General features: G+C 40.8%; 18 protein-coding genes. 1 reads left to right on the top strand and 17 read right to left on the bottom strand.

The window, feature by feature from the left end; genetic code table 11:
* Positions 1–171 precede the first annotated feature (171 nt).
* The 6 genes from pflB to J6O61_RS09305 form a co-directional block, all read right to left on the bottom strand.
* A complete protein-coding gene (gene pflB / locus J6O61_RS09330) occupies positions 172–2,436 on the bottom strand; it encodes a formate C-acetyltransferase (protein ID WP_292212326.1) in 2,265 nt (754 codons plus the stop codon).
* A 146-nt stretch (positions 2,437–2,582) separates the two neighbouring features.
* Positions 2,583–3,467, bottom strand: a complete 885-nt coding sequence (locus J6O61_RS09325) for a nucleoside hydrolase (RefSeq protein ID WP_292212276.1) — start codon at positions 3,465–3,467, stop codon at positions 2,583–2,585.
* Between the two features lie 10 nt (positions 3,468–3,477).
* A complete protein-coding gene (locus J6O61_RS09320; RefSeq protein ID WP_292212274.1) occupies positions 3,478–4,956 on the bottom strand; it encodes an FGGY-family carbohydrate kinase in 1,479 nt (492 codons plus the stop codon).
* Positions 4,953–5,894 (bottom strand): transketolase family protein, encoded by a 942-nt coding sequence (locus J6O61_RS09315; RefSeq protein ID WP_292212273.1) that lies wholly within the window; start codon positions 5,892–5,894, stop codon positions 4,953–4,955. The genes J6O61_RS09320 and J6O61_RS09315 overlap by 4 nt, the downstream gene beginning before the upstream one ends.
* Positions 5,887–6,735 carry a transketolase gene (locus J6O61_RS09310; protein WP_292212272.1) on the bottom strand — a complete coding sequence of 283 codons (849 nt, stop codon included), beginning with the start codon at positions 6,733–6,735 and terminating at the stop codon, positions 5,887–5,889. The genes J6O61_RS09315 and J6O61_RS09310 overlap by 8 nt, the downstream gene beginning before the upstream one ends.
* Before the next feature lie 29 nt (positions 6,736–6,764).
* Positions 6,765–8,168 carry an L-fucose/L-arabinose isomerase family protein gene (locus J6O61_RS09305; RefSeq protein ID WP_292212270.1) on the bottom strand — a complete coding sequence of 468 codons (1,404 nt, stop codon included), beginning with the start codon at positions 8,166–8,168 and terminating at the stop codon, positions 6,765–6,767.
* A 139-nt stretch (positions 8,169–8,307) separates the two neighbouring features.
* Here J6O61_RS09305 and J6O61_RS09300 point away from each other — a divergent pair, with 139 nt between their 5' ends.
* Entirely contained in the window at positions 8,308–9,321 is a 1,014-nt protein-coding gene (locus J6O61_RS09300) for a LacI family DNA-binding transcriptional regulator (RefSeq protein WP_292212266.1), read from the top strand.
* Here the strand turns inward: J6O61_RS09300 and J6O61_RS09295 are convergent.
* The 11 genes from J6O61_RS09295 to J6O61_RS09245 all read right to left on the bottom strand — a co-directional run bounded on the left by J6O61_RS09295 (position 9,309) and on the right by J6O61_RS09245 (position 25,131).
* Positions 9,309–11,987, bottom strand: a complete 2,679-nt coding sequence (locus J6O61_RS09295) for an alpha-L-rhamnosidase (RefSeq protein ID WP_292212264.1) — start codon at positions 11,985–11,987, stop codon at positions 9,309–9,311. The two genes, J6O61_RS09300 and J6O61_RS09295, sit on opposite strands and share 13 nt — an antisense overlap.
* Position 11,988: 1 nt before the next feature.
* Complete coding sequence (locus J6O61_RS09290; protein ID WP_292212262.1) at positions 11,989–13,968, bottom strand: glycoside hydrolase family 127 protein; 1,980 nt, start codon at positions 13,966–13,968, stop codon at positions 11,989–11,991.
* Between the two features lies 1 nt (position 13,969).
* A complete protein-coding gene (locus J6O61_RS09285) occupies positions 13,970–15,424 on the bottom strand; it encodes a four-carbon acid sugar kinase family protein (RefSeq protein WP_292212260.1) in 1,455 nt (484 codons plus the stop codon).
* A 46-nt stretch (positions 15,425–15,470) separates the two neighbouring features.
* Positions 15,471–16,286, bottom strand: coding sequence for a 3-keto-5-aminohexanoate cleavage protein (locus tag J6O61_RS09280; RefSeq protein ID WP_292212258.1), 816 nt, complete (start codon positions 16,284–16,286; stop codon positions 15,471–15,473).
* Positions 16,279–16,956 carry an aspartate/glutamate racemase family protein gene (locus J6O61_RS09275; RefSeq protein WP_292212256.1) on the bottom strand — a complete coding sequence of 226 codons (678 nt, stop codon included), beginning with the start codon at positions 16,954–16,956 and terminating at the stop codon, positions 16,279–16,281. Before J6O61_RS09275 ends, J6O61_RS09280 begins: the two co-directional genes overlap by 8 nt.
* Positions 16,957–16,967: 11 nt before the next feature.
* Entirely contained in the window at positions 16,968–17,675 is a 708-nt protein-coding gene (locus J6O61_RS09270) for a FadR/GntR family transcriptional regulator (protein ID WP_292212255.1), read from the bottom strand.
* A 9-nt stretch (positions 17,676–17,684) separates the two neighbouring features.
* Positions 17,685–19,703, bottom strand: coding sequence for a beta-galactosidase (locus J6O61_RS09265; protein WP_292212253.1), 2,019 nt, complete (start codon positions 19,701–19,703; stop codon positions 17,685–17,687).
* 14 nt (positions 19,704–19,717) lie between these two features.
* Positions 19,718–20,527, bottom strand: a complete 810-nt coding sequence (locus tag J6O61_RS09260; protein ID WP_292212251.1) for a carbohydrate ABC transporter permease — start codon at positions 20,525–20,527, stop codon at positions 19,718–19,720.
* Positions 20,520–21,392, bottom strand: coding sequence for a carbohydrate ABC transporter permease (locus J6O61_RS09255; RefSeq protein WP_292212249.1), 873 nt, complete (start codon positions 21,390–21,392; stop codon positions 20,520–20,522). Before J6O61_RS09255 ends, J6O61_RS09260 begins: the two co-directional genes overlap by 8 nt.
* A gap of 60 nt (positions 21,393–21,452) precedes the next feature.
* Positions 21,453–22,823 carry an ABC transporter substrate-binding protein gene (locus J6O61_RS09250; RefSeq protein WP_292212247.1) on the bottom strand — a complete coding sequence of 457 codons (1,371 nt, stop codon included), beginning with the start codon at positions 22,821–22,823 and terminating at the stop codon, positions 21,453–21,455.
* Positions 22,824–23,118: 295 nt separating this feature from the next.
* Positions 23,119–25,131, bottom strand: a complete 2,013-nt coding sequence (locus J6O61_RS09245) for a beta-galactosidase (RefSeq protein WP_292212244.1) — start codon at positions 25,129–25,131, stop codon at positions 23,119–23,121.
* Between the last annotated feature and the right edge of the window lies 1 nt (position 25,132).

The following is a 25,132-nucleotide window of genomic DNA, read 5'->3' as shown; positions in this document are numbered from 1 at the left end:
GAGCAATAGAGACAGTTAATAAAAAATAAAAGCCTCATTTCCTGTTCTGAATAAGCATGAAAGGAAATGAGGCGAATTATTTTTTATTTACTGTGTCTTTGCAAATACTACAGAGCTCTATATAAAGCTATGCAACACAGAATTTTAGTTTAGCGCTCACAAGAAAGTATATCAAAGAGCTGTATGGCATGTACGTGCGATAACGTCGAGTTGCTGCTCCTTAGTAAGGTTGATGAACTTAACAGCATATCCTGATACACGGATAGTGAAGTTAGCATACTCAGGCTTCTCAGGATGCTCCATAGCATCGATGAGCTTCTCCTTACCAAATACGTTAACGTTGAGGTGGTGTGCACCCTGGTTGAAGTAACCATCAAGTACGTTAACAAGCTTATTTGCTCTCTCTTCGTCGTCATGACCAAGAGCGTTAGGGTTCATTGTCTGTGTGTTTGAAATTCCATCAAGAGCGTACTCGTAAGGAATCTTAGCAACAGAGTTAAGTGATGAAAGAAGACCGTTCTTCTCTGCACCGTATGATGGTGAAGCACCGGGAGCAAATGAAGCGAATGCAGGTCTTCCATCAGGTGTAGCACCTGTAGCCTTACCATAAACTACGTTTGAAGTAATTGTAAGGATAGATGTTGTAGGCTCTGAATCACGGTATGTGTGATGCTTCTCGATCTTCTTCATGAATGTCTTAAGAAGCCATACAGCGATCTCGTCAGCTCTCTCATCATCGTTACCGTATCTTGGGAAGTCTCCCTCTACCTTGTAATCAATTACAAGACCTGACTCATCACGAACAGTTGAAACCTTAGCGTACTTAATAGCTGAAAGTGAATCTACAACGTGTGAGAAACCAGCGATACCTGTAGCGAATGTACGTCTTACATTTGTATCGATAAGAGCCATCTCAGCTGCTTCATAGTAGTATTTATCATGCATGTACTGGATGAGGTTGAGGATGTTTACATAGAGTCCTGCAAGCCAATCCATCATAATGTCATATTTGTGCATTACTTCGTCGTAATCAAGTACTTCTGAAGTAATAGGAGCCATCTCAGGTCCTACCTGCATGTGCTGACCATCTTTTGTAAGGAACTTCTCATCCTTACCACCGTTGATAGCGTAAAGAAGACACTTAGCAAGGTTTGCTCTGGCTCCGAAGAACTGCATTTCTTTACCAGTCTGTGTAGCAGATACGCAGCAGCAGATGCTGTAGTCATCGCCCCAGATAGGTCTCATAACATCATCGTTCTCGTACTGGATTGAAGATGTTGTAACTGAAATCTTAGCAGCATACTTCTTGAAAGTAGCTGGAAGCTTTGATGTGTAAAGAACAGTAAGGTTAGGCTCTGGTGAAGGTCCCATGTTCTCAAGTGTGTGGAGGAATCTGAAGTCGTTCTTTGTAACCATGTGACGACCATCCATACCAAGTCCACCAACCTCAAGTGTTGCCCAAACCGGGTCTCCTGAGAAGAGGTTGTTGTATGAAGGGATACGAGCAAACTTAACCATTCTGAACTTCATTGTCATGTGGTCGATAAGCTCCTGAGCCTGTGACTCTGTAAGAGTTCCCTCTTTAATATCTCTCTCAATATAGATATCAAGGAATGTTGAAACACGTCCAACAGACATAGCAGCACCGTTCTGAGTCTTGATAGCTGCAAGATATCCAAAGTAAAGCCACTGAACAGCCTCTTTTGCATTCTTAGCTGGCTGTGAAATATCGAATCCGTATACAGCAGCCATTTCTTTCATTCCCTTAAGAGCTCTGATCTGCTCTGAGATCTCTTCTCTCTGACGAATGATGTGATCAAGCATTGTGCCATCACCGCAGTTGTTGAAATCTTCCTGCTTTTTCTTGATGAGGTAATCAATACCGTAAAGAGCTACTCTTCTGTAGTCGCCTACGATACGTCCACGGCCGTATGTATCTGGAAGACCAGTTACGATGTGGCTGTGTCTGGCAGCTCTCATCTCAGGTGTGTAAGCATCAAATACTGCCTGGTTGTGTGTCTTGTGGTACTCTGTGAAGATCTTGTGGAACTTCTCATTTACCTTGTAACCATATGTCTCAGCAGCTTCTTCTGCCATCTTGATTCCACCGTAAGGCATGAATGCTCTCTTAAGTGGCTTGTCTGTCTGAAGACCAACGATCTGCTCAAGGTCCTTCATAGACTCATCGATGTATCCAGGGCCATAAGCTGTAAGGCTTGATACAACTTCTGTCTCGCACTCGAGAACGCCGCCCTTTTCACGTTCCTGCTTCTGAAGCTCCTGTAACTTGCCCCAGAGCTTGTTTGTAGCATCTGTAGCATCAGCAAGGAAGCTTTCATCTCCATCATATGGTGTGTAGTTGTTCTGGATGAAGTCTCTAACATTTACATCATCCAGCCAGTGGGTTCCTTTAAACCCTCTCCATGCTTCGTTCATCATATACTCCTCTCAAACCAATAAAATTGTTTGTTAATTATTTATCACTAATGTTTACGAAGCATATCTTAACACCTAGTCATAGAGTGAACATTGATTGTAATCAAGTTTTTATTTATTTTTTATTTTTCACAGAATGTTCAAAATTAAGACGTAAAAAGTCTCAATTTCGCAAAGAAATCCTCCAGAATAAATCTGTTATCGATATTCTTATAAACCTTAATAGGTCTGTATTTACCCTCATGAATATAATTCATCTTTTCATCAAATGAAGGTGCTGGCTTGTAATCCCATTCACCACAATCATTGAACATAATGATTCCCACAGCAGGAGAATCGCCCAGACATCTGTATTCAATTGGGCGTGCTTTATCTTCATTGTTAAAAGCAATTACATTCTCAACGAGATATTTCCCAACTTCTCCGCAAGGATACACTTTGTCATACATTTCAGCAAAAGAAACAGGCATCATTCTGTATACATTTCTAGGCACCTGCCAAAGCTGCACATCGGACTTAAAAACATAGTTTGCTGCAGCAACATCGTTACTAAGATTGTATTCCCAACCTCCAATTGGCCAATCTCTTCCTCCAATCCATATAACAGTCAGATTCTTTTTAGCAATTCGAGGCTCCATCTTAAGAGCTGCTGCCATGTCAGTAAGGGGACCGAGAAATGCCACATATAATGGTCTGTCGTCATCTTTCATAGCTTCTTCCACAATAAATCTGGCGCCCTCAGACTCCACCAGATCATCTTCCGATGACATTGCTCTTTCCCCGCCGCAAACAACATTAACCTGGCCATTCATGTGCATTAGATCAAGAAGTTTTTGAATCTCATCGTAACTGTCCTTCATGCTATGTTCTGATTTTCCTGTACCAAAGTGCGCGGCTACAAGCGCCTTTAGATCCATGGACTCAGAAAGAAGTGCCTGAACAATCGCAAACTGATCATCTACTTCATTCTTTGCATCTGTATCTAGAATTACTCTTACTTTTTTCTCATCCGGAATATTGAATTTTATCATGTCTTTTACCTCATTTATTGACAGTTTCTACTGCCTTTTTCCAACCTTCATATTTACTCTTTACTTTCTTTTCATCCATTGTCGGCTCATGAACAGTTCTTTTCAATTTCGAAAGGATGCTATCATCCCAGAGACCTGCAGCAATTCCCGCCATATATGCAGCTCCGATACCGGATAATTCCTCCTGATTGGGGACAAGAACTTTACAGCCCGCCATATCACTTTGAAACTGCATCAGATACTCATTTCTGGTGGGACCACCATCTACTCTTAACTCCGATAGTGTCACTCCTGAATCTTCGCTCATGGCTTTTACAATATCAGTGATCTGATATGCAATGCATTCAAGGGCTGCTCTGCAAAACTCAGCTTTCCCTGTAGTTCTGTCCATTCCTATTATCGCTGCTTTTGCGCGGAAATTCCAATATGGAGCCCCAAGCCCGGTAAAAGCCGGCACAAGGTAAAGCTCGTCATCCCTGGTTGCTTCATTGGCAAACTTCTCGGTCTCAGCTGCATTTTCAATGAGGCCAAGGTCATCTTTAAGCCATGTAATAACAGCTCCGGTATAGTTAAGATTTCCCTCCAGAACGTACTGAACATGCCCACCTCTTCCCCATGCAAGAGACGTCACCAATCCATTTTTACTTAGTATGGGCTTTTCACCTATATTCATCATTATAGATGAGCCTGTACCATAAGTGGCTTTTGTTTTTCCTTTTTCGCAGCAATCCTGACCAAACAATGCAGCATGGCTGTCGCCCATTACTCCATGGATCGGTATCTTTTCAGACAAAAGGCCTTCAAAATCAGTGTAGCCATAACAAGAATCAGAATCCATGACTTTTGGCATATTAGAAACTTCTATCCCAAAGGCTGAACAGATTCTCTCATCCCACTTCAGATTAAAAATGTCAAATAGCTGCGTCCTTGAAGCATTGGAATAATCAGTTGCATATACTTGTCCACCTGTTAACCTGTACACAAGATAGCTGTCCATCGTGCCGTGGCAAATGGCGTTATTATCTGCCAGTTTCCCCGCCCCCATTGTGTTTTCCAAAAGCCATGCTATCTTGGCAGCCGGAAAATATGGCGACAGTTTTATGCCTGTTGTCTTGTAGATATATGCCTCAATTTCTTTTATCTCCGATCTTTCGCATATGCTGGCCGCTCTTGCACACTGCCAGACTACCGCATGGTTCAAGGGTTTGCCGGTCTCTTTTTCCCAAATAAGACTTGTTTCCCTTTGATTGCTTATTCCAACCGACACCACAAGTTCAGGACTTATATTTGCTTTTGAAATGACTCCTTTAACTGCCGTTATTACATTTTCATAGATTTCCTCAGGGTCATGACTAACCCATCCGAGATCATTTATTATCTGCTTATGAGCCACATCACATCTGCACATAAGCACCCCGTTTTTATCGAACAAAAGAGCTTTTGTTCCTTGCGTGCTCTGATCGATACTTATTACATACCGCCCACTCATAAGTTCCCCTTTACCGTTTTTGCGATTCCTTCAGCATTTAACCCGTAGTAATCGAATACTGCTTTGGATTTTCCTGTTATGACATGATCGTCAGGAAGTGCCATCTGCACTACTTTGCAAGGCTTGTTCGCCGATACAACAGACGCAACATCTGATCCAAGACCTCCAAAAGGAGCATGCTCCTCGACAGAAACAACAAGGTCTGCATCCTCTGCTGCTTTAATCAGTGCATCTTTGTCAAAAGGCTTAACGCAGTACATATCAAGAACCGTAACTGTAATACCTTCTTTTTCAAGGCTTTTAGCCCCTTCAAGCGCAGGTCTCACCATTTCTCCACAAGCCACGATCACAATCTTCTTGCCGATTCCATCTCCAAACTTCCACACAGTTGCCTTATCCATCTCAAAAGGTGTGCTCTCTTCACTGTATATATCTTCCACCGGATTTCGCCCCACCCTTACGTATGCAGGTGAATCATCTGTTAAAAGAGCTTCAATAAGCTTTGCCGTCTGAAATCTGTCGCTTGGAAGATAAACTCGCATATTGGGAATTGCTGACATTGCTGCTATATCCTGTGCGCTGTGATGGCTCATTCCAAGTTCACCATAGCTTATTCCGCCGCTTATTCCAATGAGCTTAACATTAGTATTTGAATAAGCCACATCAACTTTTGCCTGCTCATAAGAACGAGTAGATAAAAAACAAGCCGGGGAAAAACAGTATGTCTTTTTACCTGCATGTGCCATTCCTGCCGCTATTCCAACAAGATCCTGCTCAGCAATCCCAACTTCCACAGCCTGCTCCGGGAACTCCTTAAAAAAAGGAGTCATAGAAGCCGAGCCTCTTGAATCTGAACAGAGTGCAATTATATCTTTATCACTTTTTGCATGTTCCATTAAAACTTCGCAGATAGCCTGTCTGTTCGGAATCTTATTCATTTTCAAGTTCCTCCCTTCTTTCATCTATTGCCTTAACAATCTTCTCGTACTCTTCATCATTTGGAACATGATGATGCCATCCCACATTGTTTTCCATAACATCACCACCACCAAATCCTTTTATTGTATTGGCAATGATAAGAGTAGGCTTATCATCTACGTTCATAGCACTTTGAAAAGCCTCCGACATCTCACTTATACTGTTTCCGTTTGCTTCCAGAACATTCCATCCAAAGCTTTCCACCTGTTGATGAAGATTTTCATGAGTCATCACTTCCTCTGTTGTTCCCGAAATCTGTAAATGGTTTCTGTCAACCACAGCACAGAGGTTTCCGAGTTTATAGTGACCTGCTGCCATGAAGCCTTCCCATACCGAGCCTTCCGCAAGTTCTCCATCACCCATAACTGTGTAGATGCGACTTGGTCTTTTGTCCATCCTGCATGCAAGAGCCATTCCAACCGCCACAGGAAGTCCATGTCCAAGGGAACCTGAGTTCATCTCCACTCCATCCACCTCATTATTGGGATGTCCAATAAACTTTGAACCAAACTGAGAAAATGTATCAATAAGCTCCTGCGTGTCAAAAAATCCCTTATCTGCCAAAACGGCATAGTAGCTTTCAACAGAATGCCCTTTACTCATTACAAAATAATCACGATCCGGATCATCCTTGTTGTCCGGCGATATATTCATAATGTCAAAGTACAGTGTCACCAGCGTTTCCATAACGGAAAAGTCACCACCAATATGTCCTCCGCCGGATTTTCTTATCATTTCAAGAACGACTTTCCTTAGGTCCATCGCTTTTATACTTAATTCTTTTACTCTTTCTCTATTCATGATCAATCACCTCTTTGAGCACCTGGCAGTTAAATAATTCCATGTATCTTATCCAGTACTTCCTGCTCAACATCGTCATAGAGATCCGGTTTAACACCGATATACTTACATGCCTCGTAAAGAACAGGAACAACGTCCTGATGAATTCCTACACAGTGATGGATATATGGGCCTTCCACAATCTTTGCCTCAAGTCTTGGCCAGTTAGCAACTTCAACCCACAGATATGTTCCTTTTGTGTATGGGCCATCGATTCCCTTTGCATTTCCCAAAAGGAGTGAATATTCCCCATCATCCCCGTCGAATCTTGCGAGAGTCAGATCTCCGTGTTTAGCTTCTGCCTCAACTGCACCTGGATGGTCAAAGGCAAGAGGATACCCGATTGTTGGCTTGCAGCCGGCACAGGAAATAGGCCATGGCCCGCAGTGCTGCAAAAGCTCACCGTTATCATTATCTGGATGTCTTACAGTCCAGTCAGCAAAAAAGGATCTGCTCTCATCCATACCGGCAGCTTCCACCATAAGTGCTGTTATTGCACCATGGATATCTGTTTCGCATACTACAGGAAATCCCTCTTCATTCAAAAGAGAATTGGCAGCGCATGGCATGATGCCTATCTCTGACTGAAGCGCATTCCAGCATTGAATGGCTCCTGCAGTGCATCCATACTTATCTGCAAGACTTCTCATAGCAACCTTAAGAGCCGCAACATTCTCAAGCTGCTCTTCATTTACAGAAATGTTGAAGTTTTCTTTACAATACTTAATAGTCTCAGCTACCTTTTTTCCTTCTTCCTTGGCAGCCTTCATCTCAGCTGTCAGCTCCGGAAGTGGTATGGGTGCAAGCTGTATATTGAATTTTTCAAGAAGTTCCCCCTCATTGCACATGGTTGACCAAAAATCATAGGGACGTGGTCCAATCTGCAAAATTCTGATATTCCTAAAAGCCTTAACCACATTGCAAACTCTGATAAACTGTCTTATTCCCTGCTCAAATCCAGGATCATCCAAATTGCAGTTTGTTAGATATGTGAATGGCACTCTGAACCTTCTTAATACCTTTCCTGTCGCAAAAATGCCGCACTGGCTGTCTCTTAATCTGATTCCATTCTCATCAGGTCTTTCATCCCTTGGTCCCCAGATAAGCACCGGAAGATTCATGTTTTTTGCCAGTCTTGCCACCTCATATTCAGTTCCAAAATTACCATGTGGAAAAAATAATCCGTCAACCTTCTCTTTTCTGAATTTCTCTTCAATCTTTATTCTGTCAGCGTCATCGTGAAGAAGCCCATCTTCAGCGATATCATCGATATCGACAAACTCAACGCCCATTTTCCTTAGTTTTTCCCTTGTGTAGTTAGCATATTCAACTGCTGCCGGTGCGCTGAAAATGCTTCTTCTTGTAGGTGCGAAACCAATTTTTATACTAGCCATACTCATCCTCCTCTACGAAAAAAACAATCATCTCTATAGCGTAAATATAACTTCACGCAAACTTTATTCCAATATTTAGTAAAGTATTATTTACTTTATTTTTACTTTATTTTAGAATTATCTTTAGAGAGGTGAGGGTATGTCTATTACAGCAAAAGAACTTGCAAAGAAGCTAAATCTCAGTGAAACAGCCATTTCCATGGCTTTAAACAATAAACCCGGAGTCAGTACAAGCACCAGACAGCTCGTTATAAAGGCTGCGGAAGAAGCCGGGTATGACTTTACAAAACTCAAAAACTCCGACAGTTTAAACGGAAGCATCTACGTGATTTTTTATAAGACTCACAACGCTATTCTTTCCTATACTCCTATATTTGATGAGTTATATCAGGGGGTAAAAGAAGAATGCCAAAAAAGAAAGATCGGAACGAAGATTATTCATTTCTATGAAAAAACAGACAGTCTTGACGAATGCTTTGCAGAACTTCGAGGATCTGACTGTCTTGGTATCATTCTTGTCGGAACTGAGATAACTAAAGAGGTATGTCAGAAATTTATAGACCTTCACATCCCTCTTACGCTTATGGATACATATTTTGAGTCGCTGGATTGCAACAGCGTTCTTATAAATAACTCTCAAGGCGCTTACATCGCCACGGAATATCTGATCAGTATCTCCGGTACTCAGCCCGGTTACCTGCAGTCAAGCTATCCTATTTACAATTTTGCCGCCAGACAGGAAGGCTATTTTAAGGCAATAAAAGAGAACGGGATGTCAAAATCCCGTTCCATAATTCATAAACTTGCCCCATCCATCGAAGATGCCATGGGGGACATGCTCGAAATAATAGATGATGGCGCCGAGATTGCCAGGTGCTATTTTGCTGACAATGATATCATCGCCATCGGTGCTCTTAAAGCTTTCAAGCTTCGTGGATACCGCATCCCGGAAGATATTGCCATTATTGGATTTGACAATATTTCCGAATGCCGCGTCGTTGAACCAAGTCTTACAACCATGGACGTTCCACGACTTTTTATCGGTCAGACCGCTGCCAAGCAGCTCATTGAGCAGATCACAACCAAAATGCTCCACTGCTGCAAAACAGAAGTCAGCACCAAAATGATCAAGAGGCTCTCTCACTGCTTGTAGGTAGCCTTAATCTCATAATTTCCCTTTGAGAAAGTTCTTTTCACTAGTTCGTCAAAAGAGATACTATCACCATTTAAAGTAATGTCAGTGATCTTCTTATCAGGGACAAATACGGCTTCACCATCAAATGGCACAGTAAATGAATATGTTACTGCGTCATTATTTATTTCCCATCCTGACTCATATTTACCAACCGGCATGTCAACAGAAGCTCTCGCAAAGCTTAATCTCTCGTCAACATGCGGAGTTATACATACTTTTTTGCCTGCAACATGATCTTCATCAACACTTATGCCGCAAACCATTGTATATATCCACTCAACAATTGCACCATATGCATAATGGTTCAGGCTGTTCATCCCAGTTCCGCTTATGCTTCCATCAGGTAAAAGAGAATTCCATCTCTCCCAAATGGTGGTTGCTCCAAGGTTTACTTCATAGAGCCAGCTTGGGTAATCCTCATTCAAAAGAAGTGTAAACGCCTCTTTTGTGTGTCCCGTCTTAGTTAGAGCACTGCACAGAAATGTCGTACCCACAAATCCTGTTGCAAGGTGATATTTCCATTTTTTCAAAATATCTATCAGGTTGTTTCCGGCTGCTTCCGTTTCATCTTCGTCAAAAACATCAAACCATATGGATATAGCGTAAGCTGTCTGAGTGTTTATACTGATAGTCCCTTTGCCGGTCCTATACTTGTCCCTTATAGCCTTCCTTACCTCAAGTGAACGAACATGATACTTTTCCGCATCTTCTTTTTTTCCAAGTATTGCTGCTGCCTTTGAAGTAATCTCAAGAGAAGTCATGTAATAGACTGATGAAACAAAGTATTTATCGGTTCCACCTTCTCTGTTATCCATTCCGGCTGCATCGCCCTCAACGTCAAGAGATAGCCAGTCTCCAAAATGGAATCCGCAGTCCCATAATCTCTTACCCTGACAATGGTCTTCCTCCATATGGATCACAAAATCACACCAGGACTTCATATTGTCATACTGCTCGGAAAGCCATTCCTTATTGCCATAATGAAGATACATGTTCCATGGGATGATTACAGCAGCATCCCCCCAAACGCTGGCACCTGCCTCTCCCCACTTATCTTCTGTAAGGTCAAATTCAGGCTCAGCCATTTTTTCTCTTCCAATGGTAAGTACATCAGGAACCACATAGGGAACTGCTCCATTTTTCTCCCTCTGCTCAAAAAGCATATCTTTCAAATACTTTCTAAAGAAGGAAGGTGTCTCCATGTGATAAGATGCAGAACCAGAAAAAATCTGAGCGTCTCCGGTCCATCCGCACCTCTCATCTCTCTGAGGACAGTCGGTTGGTATATCAACAAAGTTATCTTTTTGGCTCCATTTTGTGTTGGAGATAAGCCTGTTTATCTTTTCATTTGAAGTCTCAATGAAACCAGTCTCTGCAATGTCGGAATACAGTGCCACTGCCTCAAAATCAGCTTTTTTTATTTCCTCAAGTGTCATACCTGTAACTTTTACATATCTAAATCCAAAGAATGTAAAATGAGCTCTGGCTCTGTCTTTTTCTCCCGAACTTATATAAGTATATTTTGCCTCTGCAGTACGAAGATTATCCCTATAAAAATTGCCCTTTTGAAGAACTTCGCCATATTCAAGGACTACTCTGTTATCCTTTTCTGTTTCATTGGTAAACTCAACCCATCCGCTTATTTCCTGGCCAAAGTCAATTACATACTCACCTGCAGGCGTCAACAGGATCTCACTAGGTTTTATCCTTTCATGGGCGCGGACCGGCGCCCCAATCATTGGAGTTATTTTACCGACCGGCGCTTTTGCAGCTATCGCTTTTGAAACTTCTCTTCCCTGCGCACTGCAAATATTCTTTTGTTTTCTAAAATCCCAAACCTCACCATCATATATTCCTGAAGATGCAACAGGTGACTTCAAGCAATCCCAGCTCTCATCCGTGCATATGCGCTTTTCAAAGCCATCACCCGATAGGATCATATCTGCTATCAACAGGAATTTATCGCCATAGTACTCACACATCTGCCCATGAGCCATATAGCCGAATTTACCTTTATACCAGCCATTTGCCAGATATACAGTAACCGTATTTTCTCCTTCTTTTAAAAGCTCTCCGATATCATATGTCTGGTACTGTATCCAATATCTGTAATCAGTAAAATATGGTGTAAGATAGTCATTACCTACTTTCTCACCATTAATGCAGGCTTCATATAATCCAAGCCCACATATATACAATCTGGACTTTTTTATTTTTTCAATCTCATCCTCTGTAAGTGAAAAGACTTTTCTCATAACCGGATGAAGATCATGTGAAAACTTTGGTGTTATCCACATTCCTCTAAAATTACCGTCAGGATGTCCACCTTCAAAAGAGCTTACTCCACTTTCACAGTAATCTCCTGCATCATCTGTCACACACACTTTCCAGTAATATGTTTTCCCTGCATCATATGAAAACTCAGGATGATAGGGACTTGCTATCTCACTACTTTCTTCCTGATGCAGAACCTTTTCAAATTTATCGTCTTCCGCAAGGATAAATTTGGTCTTAACACTTTTTGTTCCAAGTGCTTCTGCACACTTCCATGTAAAAACAATGTTTTCCAGACTTATACCTATTGGATTAAACTGATAATTGCATTTTTGATCAACGATTTTCATGTCACCCTCCATAATACAACGGGAAATATGTCCTCATGTCTTTGTCTTCTCCCCTGTTGTCCCAGGCAAAATAGGGAATAAAGCAAACTGTCTGATCTTCGAATCTTACTTCAGGCAATTCTCTGTACAGACTGCCACTCTTATTCTCATCGCCTTTTAAAATCTTAACCTTTCCTTCAATTTTCAGTATATCCCGCCCCAGGATATCTACGTGTTTTTCGACAAAAAATCTTTCGTTTACCGGAAGAAAAACATCTTTAAGCTCAGCACTTCCTGCATCGCCCTCTTCCATGCAATAAACTAAAGGCCCCCTTTCAAGGCATACTCTGCCTCTACACTCTTCAATTCTATCATGCCCTGCGGTATATCTCACCGGCATATCAAAAACAATTTCCACAACCGACTCACTTGGATTTTCAATAGATACCCTATAGTATGATCCTGTCAGATCAGATGTGATATCTGTTATTTTTTCAACTCCTGCATCAGTTACTTTTATCTTGCCGCTCTTTGCCCATGAAGGAATCCTAAGCATTAAATCTGCGCGGGCCTCATTTTTTACATTTTCAAAAGTGAATATAATTGTTCCGTCGTAGGGATATGAAGTCTCGCACTTAAGCTCTGTCTCCATACCTGAATACAGTTTAATATGCGCGTTTGAAGCCGCATACATTCCTATGTATATTGCATTATCGCGGACTGCATATAGATACTCAGAACTCTGAGCAAGATTTCTGGCAAGGTTCGGAGGACAGCAATAACTTGTTATATATTCCGTTCTATGAAGGGGCCACACCGGATCAAATCCGGGATTTTTAATCCTTTCAAGCATATTTTCATAAAAGAATTTAATTCCATCAAGACTTAGTGAAGCAAGGTTTGTGTTGAGCATTACTCTTTCAATAACATCAAAATACTCTGCCTTAGGACTTATCAGAAACATCCTGTATGCCCACATTACAAGCCCGACATTAGCACAGGTCTCGTTATATGCCGTCACATTTGGAAGCTGATAATCATATCCATAAGCCTGATGCACAAGCTGCTGTTTAAAAAAGTTTCCATAAGGTGATGCTCCGTTATAAAGCGCTCCGCACCCTCCTGTTATGTATATCTTGTGCCTCATCAGATCATCCCAGACACTGTTTAGAACCTCAAGGTACTCATCTCCACCCTCTTCCAGATAAAGATCAGCAAGTCCTGCGTACAGGTAATTGGCCCTTACCGCATGTCCTATGATCTTTCTGTGCTGCTTTAGCGGGAGTCTGTCCTGGTTATCATCGAGCCCGTTCTTTACAGAATCCCTGAGCTTTATAGCTTTTTCAGCCAATAAAAGATATTTCTTGTCCCCAACAGCTCTATAAAGTTCTATAAGTCCCATGTAATGAGATGGACAAACAGCTGTCTGCACCTGATCTTTTTCCTCTGCATCTTCGTACATGCTATCTAAATAGTCAGCAGCTTTTGATGCAATATCCAGAAGGCTCGTTCTTCCGGTCAGTCTGTAATAAAGAGCTGCTGCCGTCATCAAATGGCCAAAGTTATACACTTCAAAATCGTTGATGTCGCCCATTCTTCCAAGGCCGCTGTGATTCATCTCACCGATTATCTGCTTTGTTGAAATATAGCCATCCTCTCTTTGAGCCCTTCCAACAAGATCAATATATTTTTCTATCCTGTCAAAAAGGTCACAGTTGTTTTCCATGACTGCACAGTACATCGCAGCTTCAAGCCACTTATAAAAATCGCCGTCACCAAATACGGTTCCCGCAAAATCCCCCTTTGATTCACCGGCACATATTCTAAAATTCTCAACCACATGGCTGATATCTGCTGAGTCAAACATCTTTTCAAGCTGAGGAACAGTCGCGCTAAATACAACGTCTCTCACAGATTTCCAAAAACCATCTGTAAGCTCAACTTCCCTGGCTCCCAGGGGTACCACCTTTGCATTTTTACTTTTACTTGTATCAGTCAGCATATCAGTCAGTCCTTTCTGAGTCTGTCAGCGCCATTACCGCATTATAAAGAGTCTCATCATCGCCTACATTTCCAGGGAATATTACATAAGGAATTCCGGGAAATCTACTATCTTCATCTGTTTTCCACACAGGAACTCCGGGCTGTATCTGCCCCATCACAAGAGCTCTTTTCACCTCAAGGGCTTTTGTTCCAATATCACTGGAGGTTATTCCTCCTTTACCTATAATATATGCCGGCTCGCAACCAAGACTTGCGACTATATTTGTAAAGGCATCCGATATTTCAGCAGACCGCAAAAGAGCTGTCTCCTTAGTATCTCCCGGTAAACTCAGTACCTTCCTCTTGGTATAAACTACAGCTGTTACTCCTTTTTCAATTTCAGAAGTCACCCACTTGGAAACCCTTTTTGTTTCTTCACTAAGCTTTCCTTCCAAAACTTTATCTGAGTCATATTCCATAAACACCAGGTTATCCAAGCCCCTTAACCTCTCAAGCTGCCTTGTTGTTTTTTCAGTATGTGATCCGATAATTATCACCCCGCCTTTATCGGATGTGATATTCAGCGATTTCTTTGTTAAAAGAGGCTTGTCAGAAATTGCCCCAACAGCTTTTACAAAATCTGCAGCCGTGCGATAAACAAATTTCTTTCCCTTTCTCAGACTCCTATATAGAGCTGCGCAGAACACTTCAAGGTCAACCGGCTCAAGCGCATTAACTATTATCGGAGCGCCATTAGTCGCCTCATCCAGCTTTTTTTCAATCTCATCCAGATTTCCCTGTCTTAAAAGCTCAAGCGAAATACTGATAACTTCACCTGATTTTCTTTTTCCTCCGGTCTTCTCTTCAATGTAGTCTCTAAGGTCAGAACTTATATATCCAAATGTTTCATCTCTGGCAAATTCAGTAGAACCGGCAGGGATCAGTTCATCTCCATATTTAACGTAATGAACATCGTTATAAGTTATCCTTCCTCCGGCATAAAAAAAGGGCGCCAGAATAAGACCGTCGCTCTTTTGCCCCAGTCTGTCTCTGATACGCTCTTCTATAACATCTGTTTCAAGAGGAAAATGTCCTCGAAGTGTTGAATCACTTCTGCTAATTACTCCAAAGGCTATGCCGCTCTCAAGCGATGCATCTATGAGATTATCCATAAGCTCTCTGTGAAGCTTTAAAGACGCATCCTTAGTGATGCCTCTTGAGTTGGTCAGTATGTAGAACATACTTTTTTCACTCTTCAAAGCTTTAAGAAGAGTGGTCTTTTCCCAATCTGTGTAAACCGCAATATCATGAACTGTCTGAACTCCCGTTGGGTCATCATCAAGAACGACCCAAACCATGTTTAAAGAATTTGCCGCTTCTTTGAGCTCTTTTTTGGCAATATCCAATTCTTTCCTGTATTCAGCGCTGATAGCTTTTGCATTTTTCAGCAGTTCTTCATAAGATACTTTTTCCATCCCCGGTAAAACCTTCCCCTATTTGTATTTTATGAATATATTTTTTTCAAAAGAGATTTAAGATCTGTCTTGCTTCCCTTGGTGTTGCTACCTTTTTTCCACATTCGCGGATGAGATCTGCTGCTCTTTTCACAATGAGGCTATTAGTTTCAACTCGCGTTTTCTCATCAAGGTAATCTGAGTCCTCGAATCCTACTCGCAGGGTCCCCGCTCCATAGTTAAGAGCATATCTCATCATATCCCAGTTCTTTCTGCCAGCCTGTGTGTATCCCCAAATGATGTCTTCTCTTCCTCTGAAACACTCTTTTACATACTGGACCATGTGACGCAAAGCGTTCTCTGTTGCCGGAAGCTCTCCTTCATGGCCAAATACCAGGGCAAGAAGTATAGGTGAACAAAAATCAAACTCCTCAACAAGCTTCGCCATTGTATTTACCATTCCAAGTTCAAAGAGCTCTGTTTCAGGGAATTTTTTGTGAGCAAGAAGCTCCTTAACACAGTATTTAACATCATCAATAGGATTTTGATATACACTTTTTCCAAGATTTACAGAACCCACATTAAGGCTCACCGCTTCCGTAAAATCTGCATAGATAGGTGCACATCTCTCTTGAATTGTCAGGTTGGAAACTCCTCCTGTGGAAATCTCGATAATGATGTCACATCTCTTTTTAACTATTTCTATGGTCTTAGACAGATGTGAAATATCGGGAGTGAGATTTGCATTCTCATCCCTTACGTGAAGATGCACCATTGCAGCCCCACATTTATAGCATTCATATATTTCATTTGCGAGTTCTTCCGGATCAATTCTATGAGGTGTGGCACAGACAGGCGCCGCCGATAATATAACCTTATCCATTGATGACTCCTTTTTTCACGAGTGCTGCCTTAAGTGCTGCCGCTCCGTATGCAGGGCTGGCCAGAACAGGAACTCCGAACTTATCACTCAGGTACTTTGCACAATATGCCATACTTCCCTGGGCAAGAACTATAACATCTACATCTTTAGCAATTGTTTCTGCAGATGCACTCATGCGCTCTCTAAACTGCTCCTGATCAAGACCAAAAGCATTTTCCACAAGACACTGACTGATCTCCACATGCTTGTTACACTCTCTTGCCATTCTGTTAACTGTATTGCAGGTTGGCACAAGAGTTGTTGGAAGTGTAGCCATAACTCCTACCTTTAGTCCTTTTCTTACTGCATCCCTGCACATTTCCTCATCAATTCTAACAATGGGCATTCCAATATATGCAGCTGTAACCTGAACGCTGTCAGCCACCTCACCCACAGATGAGCATGCATTAAGCACTGCATCGCATCCCTCTTCTGCTGCGTTCATAAACATCTTAATAAGTCTTGCTGCAGGAGCCTGAGTAACATATCCTGCCTCTCTGACATCAGCAAGGATCGTTGGATCCTGCTGCGCATAAATCTCAACGTCATTTCCAAGTTCTTTCTTTATTTCTCTATTTACATCTTCTATAAGTTCAGGTGTTGTGCTTGTATAAACTACTCCGACTTTCATGTGTTTTCTCCTTATTTTTTCCAATAAACATAATGATCAAGAACTGTTTTTACAATCAACTCACTTCTCTTGTGTTCAATGACGTCTAACATTTGCCTATGAAGTTTTATAAAGTTGTCTTCTTCATTCTTTTCTATAAAATTTTTAATAGCCTGTTTCCTGGAAGGTGCAGTAAGTTTTGTTATGTAATCTGTTATTGTTACAAGCTGAGGATTATGCGCTATTGCCGCTACTGCCGCATGAAATTCCGCATCGCACTCCATGATCTTGTCTATGGATGGTTCGTCCTCATATATCTCTTTTTCCATATTAGCCAGAATTCTCTTAAATTCCCGATAGTTATCACCTTCATGCGCATTATTGATGATAACTTCCAGCGTTCCTATATCTATTACAGATCGCAATTCAACAAAATCCTGCCAACTGTTTTTGTGAAGAATAATGCTATAAAGCATTGGATCAAGCATTTTCTGATTATAGTTTTCACTTACAAAGGTTCCATCTGCTCGTTTTATATATACTATTCCATTTGCTTCCAGCTTCTTGATAGCCTCTCGCACAGAATTTCTCCCTGCATCATATCTATCGCAAAGTTCAATCTCTGTAGGCAATTTATCTCCCGGGTTGATTTTCCCTTCAATAATGTCTGCGATTATTCCATCCATCACTTTATCAACCACAGATTTCTTTTTCTCTTCAAATCCATGCTCAGCGCTCATGCAACATCCTCACTTATCAATTCCTTTTTTCATAACCATTACATCACCGGCAGATATGTCTATTGTTCCAGTGACCTGATCTTCTGTTAATAGATTTTTATAATGGTTATCTCCGATATATATTATGCCACGTTCATTCCCATGATTTATAGCAAAAATATACTCATCACCGTCTTTTATTCTCTTAACAATCTCAATTTCTCCACTGGATTTCATAACTGGTTCGACTTTTTCATCAACCAGTATTCTATTTATTAGCTTATCAAGATATTCATAGTCCGGAGCTGTTGCAATATAATATGCTTTCCCATTTCCAAAACTGTTAACAGTAACCGCCGGTAACCCCGCATAAAAATCTCTTTCGTAAACTGCTAAGGTATTCGCAGATTCGGTATGAATCAGATCGCACAAAAAGCTACATTTATATGAACAGCTATCATCATCTATTTCATGAATCTGATTATATTCATCCTGATATAAAGCATCTGTCTCTTCGACCCATATCCCAAATACATCCTTTAATGGTCCCGGATATGCACCGTAGATGCATCTGTCATTTTCATCTGCATACCCTGTCATATATGTTCCTATGAGAATGCCACCGTTTCGCGTAAACTCTCGCAGTTTTTCAGCTATCCCCTCCTTCATCATGTAAAGCATTGGAGCAACTATTACTTTGTACTTGCTGTAATCCACATCCTGAATAAGAAAATCAACTGAATAATTATTGTAATAGAAGTGCTTGTAATATCTATGAACTTCTCTAAGATAATCCATGTCCTTTGAAGGTCCACTGCATAACTCCAGCGCCCACCAATTATTCCAATCAAACACAATTCCTATCCTGCTATCAGCTTTCCCACAAATAAACTGATCCCCAAGCTTTTCCAATTCACCACCAAGCTCTGTAAACTCTCGTATTATTCTGGTATCTGTCCTACCTGAATGTGATATAACAGCTCCATGGAACTTTTCCTGCCCAGCAACAGATTGCCTCATCTGAAAATACAGGCTACTATCAGAGCCATGCGCCAAGCCCTGATAAGCAAGCCTCCTTACCTCTCCAGGTTTTTTCAACTTATTATATGGCTGCCAGTTCTGCTGATTAGGCGACTGCTCCATGACATAGTAGGATTCTCCGCCTTTAAGAGCTCGCATGATATCATGCTTCATAGCCGGAAAACTCCTTTCATCAGTAGGCCATGGATAATTATCCCATCCGGCTGTGTCCATATGCGAAACCATCTTTGATTGATCAAGCTTTTTTATATACCCTGAAATATTTGTAAATACAGGAAGTGTCGGCGTTGCAGCCTTTAGTATTTTAGCCTCGTTTTCATAACACTCTATAGTTGAATCAGTTATAAACCTCATATAGTCTAGCTGAACTGCCGGATTAAACCTGTAATCATCGTTTAATTCCGTTGGAACTACCACTTCTTCAAAATCATATAGTGTCTTTCCCCAAAAACATGTATGCCACCTTAAGTTTAATTCATCCAATGTTTTGTAGCGTTCTTTAAGCCAGCTTCTAAACTTTTTCTGACAATTTTCGCAATAGCAATATGTACCATATTCATTTGCAACATGCCACCCGATCAGTCCCGGTCTATCCTTGTAACGCTCTGCCATCTTGCCTGCGATTATTGCTGCTCGCTCTCTGAACTTATCACTATTGACACAAAAGAATACCCTCATTCCATGAGTTCTTTTTCTTCCTGCAATATCAACAGGTAGCACTTCCGGATATTTTCTGGAAAGCCATGCAGGCTGCGCACTTGTTGGTGTGGCCAAAAAATAAGAAAGTCCAGCTTCATCAAGTTTATCCAAAATGTGATCAAGCCATTCAAAATTATATATTCCTTCCGATGGTTCCAATTTTGCCCAAGAAAAAACCGGAAGTGTGACCGTATTTATTTTTGTTTTTTTAAAGACCTCAATGTCTTGATCTATAGTCTCATCATCCCATTGATCAGGATTATAGTCTCCTCCAAACAGGATAAATGGCCTGCTTAGCTTCCTATCCATAATTAACCTTCCTCTTACTTTACTGATCCCAATATTCCCTCAACAAAGTTCTTCTGAAGTATAAAGAAAATCAAAATTGTAGGGGCTGTAGATATAATAATTCCCACCATTACCATTCCATAATCAGGGGTAAATCCATTGGCCAAATTAGACACTGCCAACGGAAGAGTATATTTACTTTCGCTTTGCAATGCTATCAATGGCCACATGTAATTATTCCAAGCTGCCATAAAAGAAAAAATTGCAGCAGCGGCATATGTAGAACGCATCATGGGAAAATAAATTGAAGTAAAGATTATCCACTCATTACATCCATCAACTCTGGCAGCCTCTATAGTTTCTTTTGGAAAACTTTCAGAATTCTGTCTAAAGAAAAATACTAAAAAAGGCGCTCCAATTGCTGGGAGAATAATACACAAATAGTTATTAAGTAATCCCATATTCGCAAACATTCTATAAAGAGGAATAATCTTAGCCGCAAATGGAACCATCATCGATGCAACTATTATCATGCACAAAACTTCTGTGGCCTTATTCTTATAAATAACGAAGGCATAACCAGCCAAAGAACATATGAAAAGCGAAAGAATTGTGATCACAACTGACAAGAGCGTCGAATTAATAAAAGACCTCCCCAAATTTGCGCTTTCTATAGCATTTCTAATATTTTTTAGCAAAGCTCTTCCAAATGTCAGCTTCCCCATCATAATATCAGCCGAATCATTAGTAGCGCTTATGACCATCCACAAAAAAGGAAATACAGAAAGAAAAGAAATAATTATTAAAAAAAGTCTCTTTATTGAATAGCTAACTGCTTTATTCACCTTTTTCTCTCGTAACCTCCTTCTGCAAAATTGTCAAAGCAACAACCAGAGCAAATACTGCCAATGACACTGTGGCTGAATACCCATATGACGGAACATAGTTAAATGAAAGATCATATATGTATTCCGATATAGTCCTTGTTGAATTTCCAGGGCCTCCACCTGTAAGGTTAACAACTTCATCAAAAAGCTGTAATGTGGAATTTAAAGCCATGATCGTAGTCAAAAAAATAATCGGCTTAAGAAGCGGTACTGTAATCTTAAAAAAAGTTTGGTTAAAGTTACAGCCATCAAGCTTAGCAGCTTCATATATAGACGGATCTATGTTCTGAAGACCAGCCAAATAGAAGATCATATAATATCCTGTATATCGCCATATCAAAGATACTATTATTACCACCTTGGCCCAAAATGCATCAAGCACAAAAGGAATTGGTGTTGCAACAATATTTAATCTAAGTAGTAGATTATTTATTATTCCGTCTAATGCGAAAATATTTTTGAACAGAATCGAATACGAGACCATCGATGTAACACATGGCAAAAAAATGCAGGTACGATACACTCCTCTTTCTTTTATATTTGGATCATTTAAAAGAACTGCAACAACAAGCGCAATAAAGAGCATGATAGGTATTTCTACCGCCGCATATATAAGAGTATTCCCCAGTGTTACCCAAAAAGTACCATCATTTATTAGTCTTATATAGTTTGCAAATCCATTAAACTGAAGATTAGCACCTTTTCCAGTCTGGAACGAAAGCAAAAAAGCTGAGGCAGTCGGAACATAGCTAAAAACCATTACGCATACTGCTGCAATTGATATCATCGACCATCGTGCAAGAACAGTTTTCTTATTTTCCATTTTCACTCTATCCTTTTAATAAGATGCCGAGACATTGCATCCCGGCATCTTATTTCTCTTTTACTGTATTGACTGATTAAACTGCTCTTCTGCTGTGGAAAGAAGTGAATCTATATCTCCACCATTTAATATCTCGGGAGTAACCGCAAGAAGTGCAGCCTGAGCTTCTGCAGTATACGCACCCGGATTAACCGCTGGGATCTCAGCAATCCAACCAGCAAGGATCTTGTTTACTTCCTGCCCGCTGAAATAATCATCGCCTGTGCTATATGCCTCTACTGAAGAAGCAGGTAAATATGTGCCCATAATATTGGCATTTTTCGCAAGTGTATTGTAAAGATCTGTATTGCCGCCAAATGTGTTCGCAAGAAATTTTGCTGCTGCATCTGCATTCTTTGCATTTGCAAGAACGTAAAAACTTGATCCACCCTGATTAGACTTATTAGTTGCTCCATTTATACCTTCAAGTACAGGAATTGGAGCCAGCTTCCATAATCCACTCTGGTCGGCTCCGGCTTTGATTGTTGATGCTATCCATGAACCTCTGATAACACATGCAACATCTCCTCCATTTATTGCTCCCTGGAACTCAGACCAATCACTGACCACTTTCACAAAATCACTTTCGTTAAACTCTTTGAATAATCTATAGCATTCATGAAGTGCTTCGTTGTCAACAAATTTAGCCTGACCATTATCATCCGTATACCACTGGCCACATGACTGGAGCAATATTTGGAAATTTGAAACGTCGTTTGGATTAAAGGTTTGGAGCATATGCCCATTAGCTGCAAGCTTTTTGCCAAGCTCCGCATACTCATCCCATGTCAGATTCTGCATATCATCTTCAGTATAACCCGCTTCTTCAATATAATCAGTTCTATAAAAAAGACCTGCCACACCGGTATCGAAAGGAACTCCATAGCCAACCCCATCGTAAGACACATAGTCCTTTTTATAACTTGCAAAATCGTTATAGTTCAGATAATCATCCATTGGGAGAAAAGATCCCGGATATGACATAAGATATCCTTGTGCCGCTGCGTCACTAATAATTACAATATCCGGAAGATCATCAGTTACTCCAGACGCTAAAACTGTATGTATTTTTTGCAGGCAATCTGCTTTTCCCATTTCCTGAAAATCAACTGTTACACTGTCATCAAGTGCGTCTGCTTCTTCAAAAGAAACGCCGTTAAATGACTGATCCCATCCCCATACAGTGATAGGCACTGACTCTGTGGTTTCTGAAGTTTTTTCCTCAGACTTTGTTTCTGAAGTTTTCTCTTCCGTCTTAGCTTCAGTAACTGCACCTGTAGAATCACTCGTCTTATCCTCTGCAACTGTCTCTGTAGCCTGAGAACCGCAACCACAAACCAGTGAAGCTGCAATAGATAATGTCAAAACACTAGCCAATACTTTTCCTTTCATTTTTTACCCTCCAAAAAAATAGTTTTATAAGCAATTACTATTTTAAATAATCAAACATCCTATGTATATATTATTAATATACAAATACAAATAAAATTATTTGTATATATTTCAAACCGCAATGATGTATTGCCTGTTTTATCAGGTATTCCTGCTTGGAATCATCACCGCCTCAACATAGGTTGTTATTTCGGTCAGCATTATTCAACCATAAACAAAAGAGACTTTAGAAGTTACTAAAATCTCTTTTTATGCACAAACATCCTATGTTTACTTAAATTCCCCTTTACTCCATTCAATCCTCCCTTATAACAGCAACTTCAAAAGGTTTCAAATATAACTCGCCACTGACATCTTCCTGGCCTACAAGATCATAGCCCTTTACATTATTTATCCTTTCATCTTTCTTGCCTGAATTCAGATAAAAGCTATAGCTTACTCCATCCTTTACTCTCTGATGGTATTCAACATTGTCAGGAAGTATGCAAGTTTTCACGCCGTGTTTTTCAAGGAGCTTTTGAACCATTCCAAGTCTGCCATTTCTAATAAGCCTTGCTGCCACATAATATGCGCTTCCAGCCCCATATTTCTTGCAAGTAAGCGCTGGAGTATCCTTATAGAAATCATCAGTATAGCTGGCAAGTACCTCAGCATCAGAAACCCTTAAGATTTCAGCGTAGTCATGAATTTCCAGTACAGTCCCGTCTGCAAATCTCATTCCGTTTTTATCTGTAGGATAAAGGGTATCTATCTCTTCACTGATAACTCCAAACAACTCACAAAGCCCACTCCCGGGGAATCCTCCAATATAGCACAAAGCATTATCATCCACATATCCTGTAAGGTATGTTGCTACAAGATTCCCACCATCATGCACATACGTCCTTAAAGCATCTGCCATACCAGGCTTTAACATGTACAGCATTGGGGCTAAAACAATATCATAATCAGAAAGTTTTTCTGTCACAGGAATAACATCTGCCTCAACGCCAAGCCTCAAAAGGTCCTTATAGAGGTCTATGCATGTCTTTTCATAGTTCTTGGTTTTGGCAGAAAGTCCCTTCATATCTGCGATTGCCCACCTGCTATCCCAGTCAAATAATATGGCAACTTTGGACTGTACAACCGATCCAGCAACTTCTTCTATCTTCTTAAGAAGCTCCGATACTTCTATAACCTCCTTGAAAATCCTTGTGTCATCCTTACCAAGATGGTCCACTACAGCGCCGTGATACTGTTCAAAAGAGCCTCTTCCCTTTCTCCACTGAAAATACTGTACGCTATCAGAACCACAGGCAACTGCCTGCATACATGCAAGTTTGTGAACCCCAGGGCGTTTAAGCTTGTTGTACTCATGCCAGTTAACCAGCCCCGGTGCGCTTTCCATCAATAAAAATGGTCTGTCTTTTTTCATTGAGCGCATCATCGAATGACTAAACGCAGTCTCTGCCACTGTCTCATAAAGGCTTTCATAATCGTTACCATACTTGGGATAACTATCCCAAGATATGACATCAAGCTCTTTGGCCATAGCATGATAATCCAAAGCTCCATAGAGGCACATGAAATTGGTAGTTACCTTAGCATCCGGAGTAGCCTCTCTTACAGCCTTTATCTCTTCCTTCATAAAGTCTGTGGTGTTATAGGTAGTGAATCTATTCCACTCAAGATTAAGCCCCATAACACTTCTCTCTCCAATGATAAAAGGAGGCTCTACCTGCTCAAAGCTGTTATATCTATGACTCCAAAAGCTGGTCCACCACGCGCGGTTCAGAGCTTCAATGTCACCTCCAAACTTGTCTTTAAGATAATTTCTAAAGCGCTTAGTACAAGCGTCACAAAAACAATATCCACCATACTCGTTGGAAATATGAAACATGATAAATCCAGGATGACTACCAAAGCTCTCAGACAACTTCTTATCCAAAATTCTGACCTTTTCTCTGTAATTAACCGAACTCATGCAATGGTTGTGTCTTCCCCCATGGTGATTTCTTATTCCCATTTCATTTACTCTCATGACATCAGGGTATTTAGCATCTAACCATGCAGGTCTTGCCCCTGATGGAGTTGCCAGGATAAAATAGATGCCATTTTCGTACAGGCGGTCAACTATTTCTTTTAGCCAGTTAAATTCAAAGCAGCCCTCTTCCTTTTCGTAAAAAGACCATGAAAATACCCCCAGGGTAACGCAGTTAATACCAGCTTTTTTCATCATCCGGACATCCTCTTCCAATATATCCGGTCTATCCAGCCACTGTTCCGGATTGTAATCTCCTCCATGAATAAAGCCACCTATTTTTCTCATT

Source organism: Butyrivibrio sp. (assembly GCF_017635265.1).
GTDB lineage: Bacteria > Bacillota > Clostridia > Lachnospirales > Lachnospiraceae > Butyrivibrio.
Note: the sequence above shows the minus strand (reverse complement) of the source record. Positions and strands in the feature narration are given on the sequence as shown.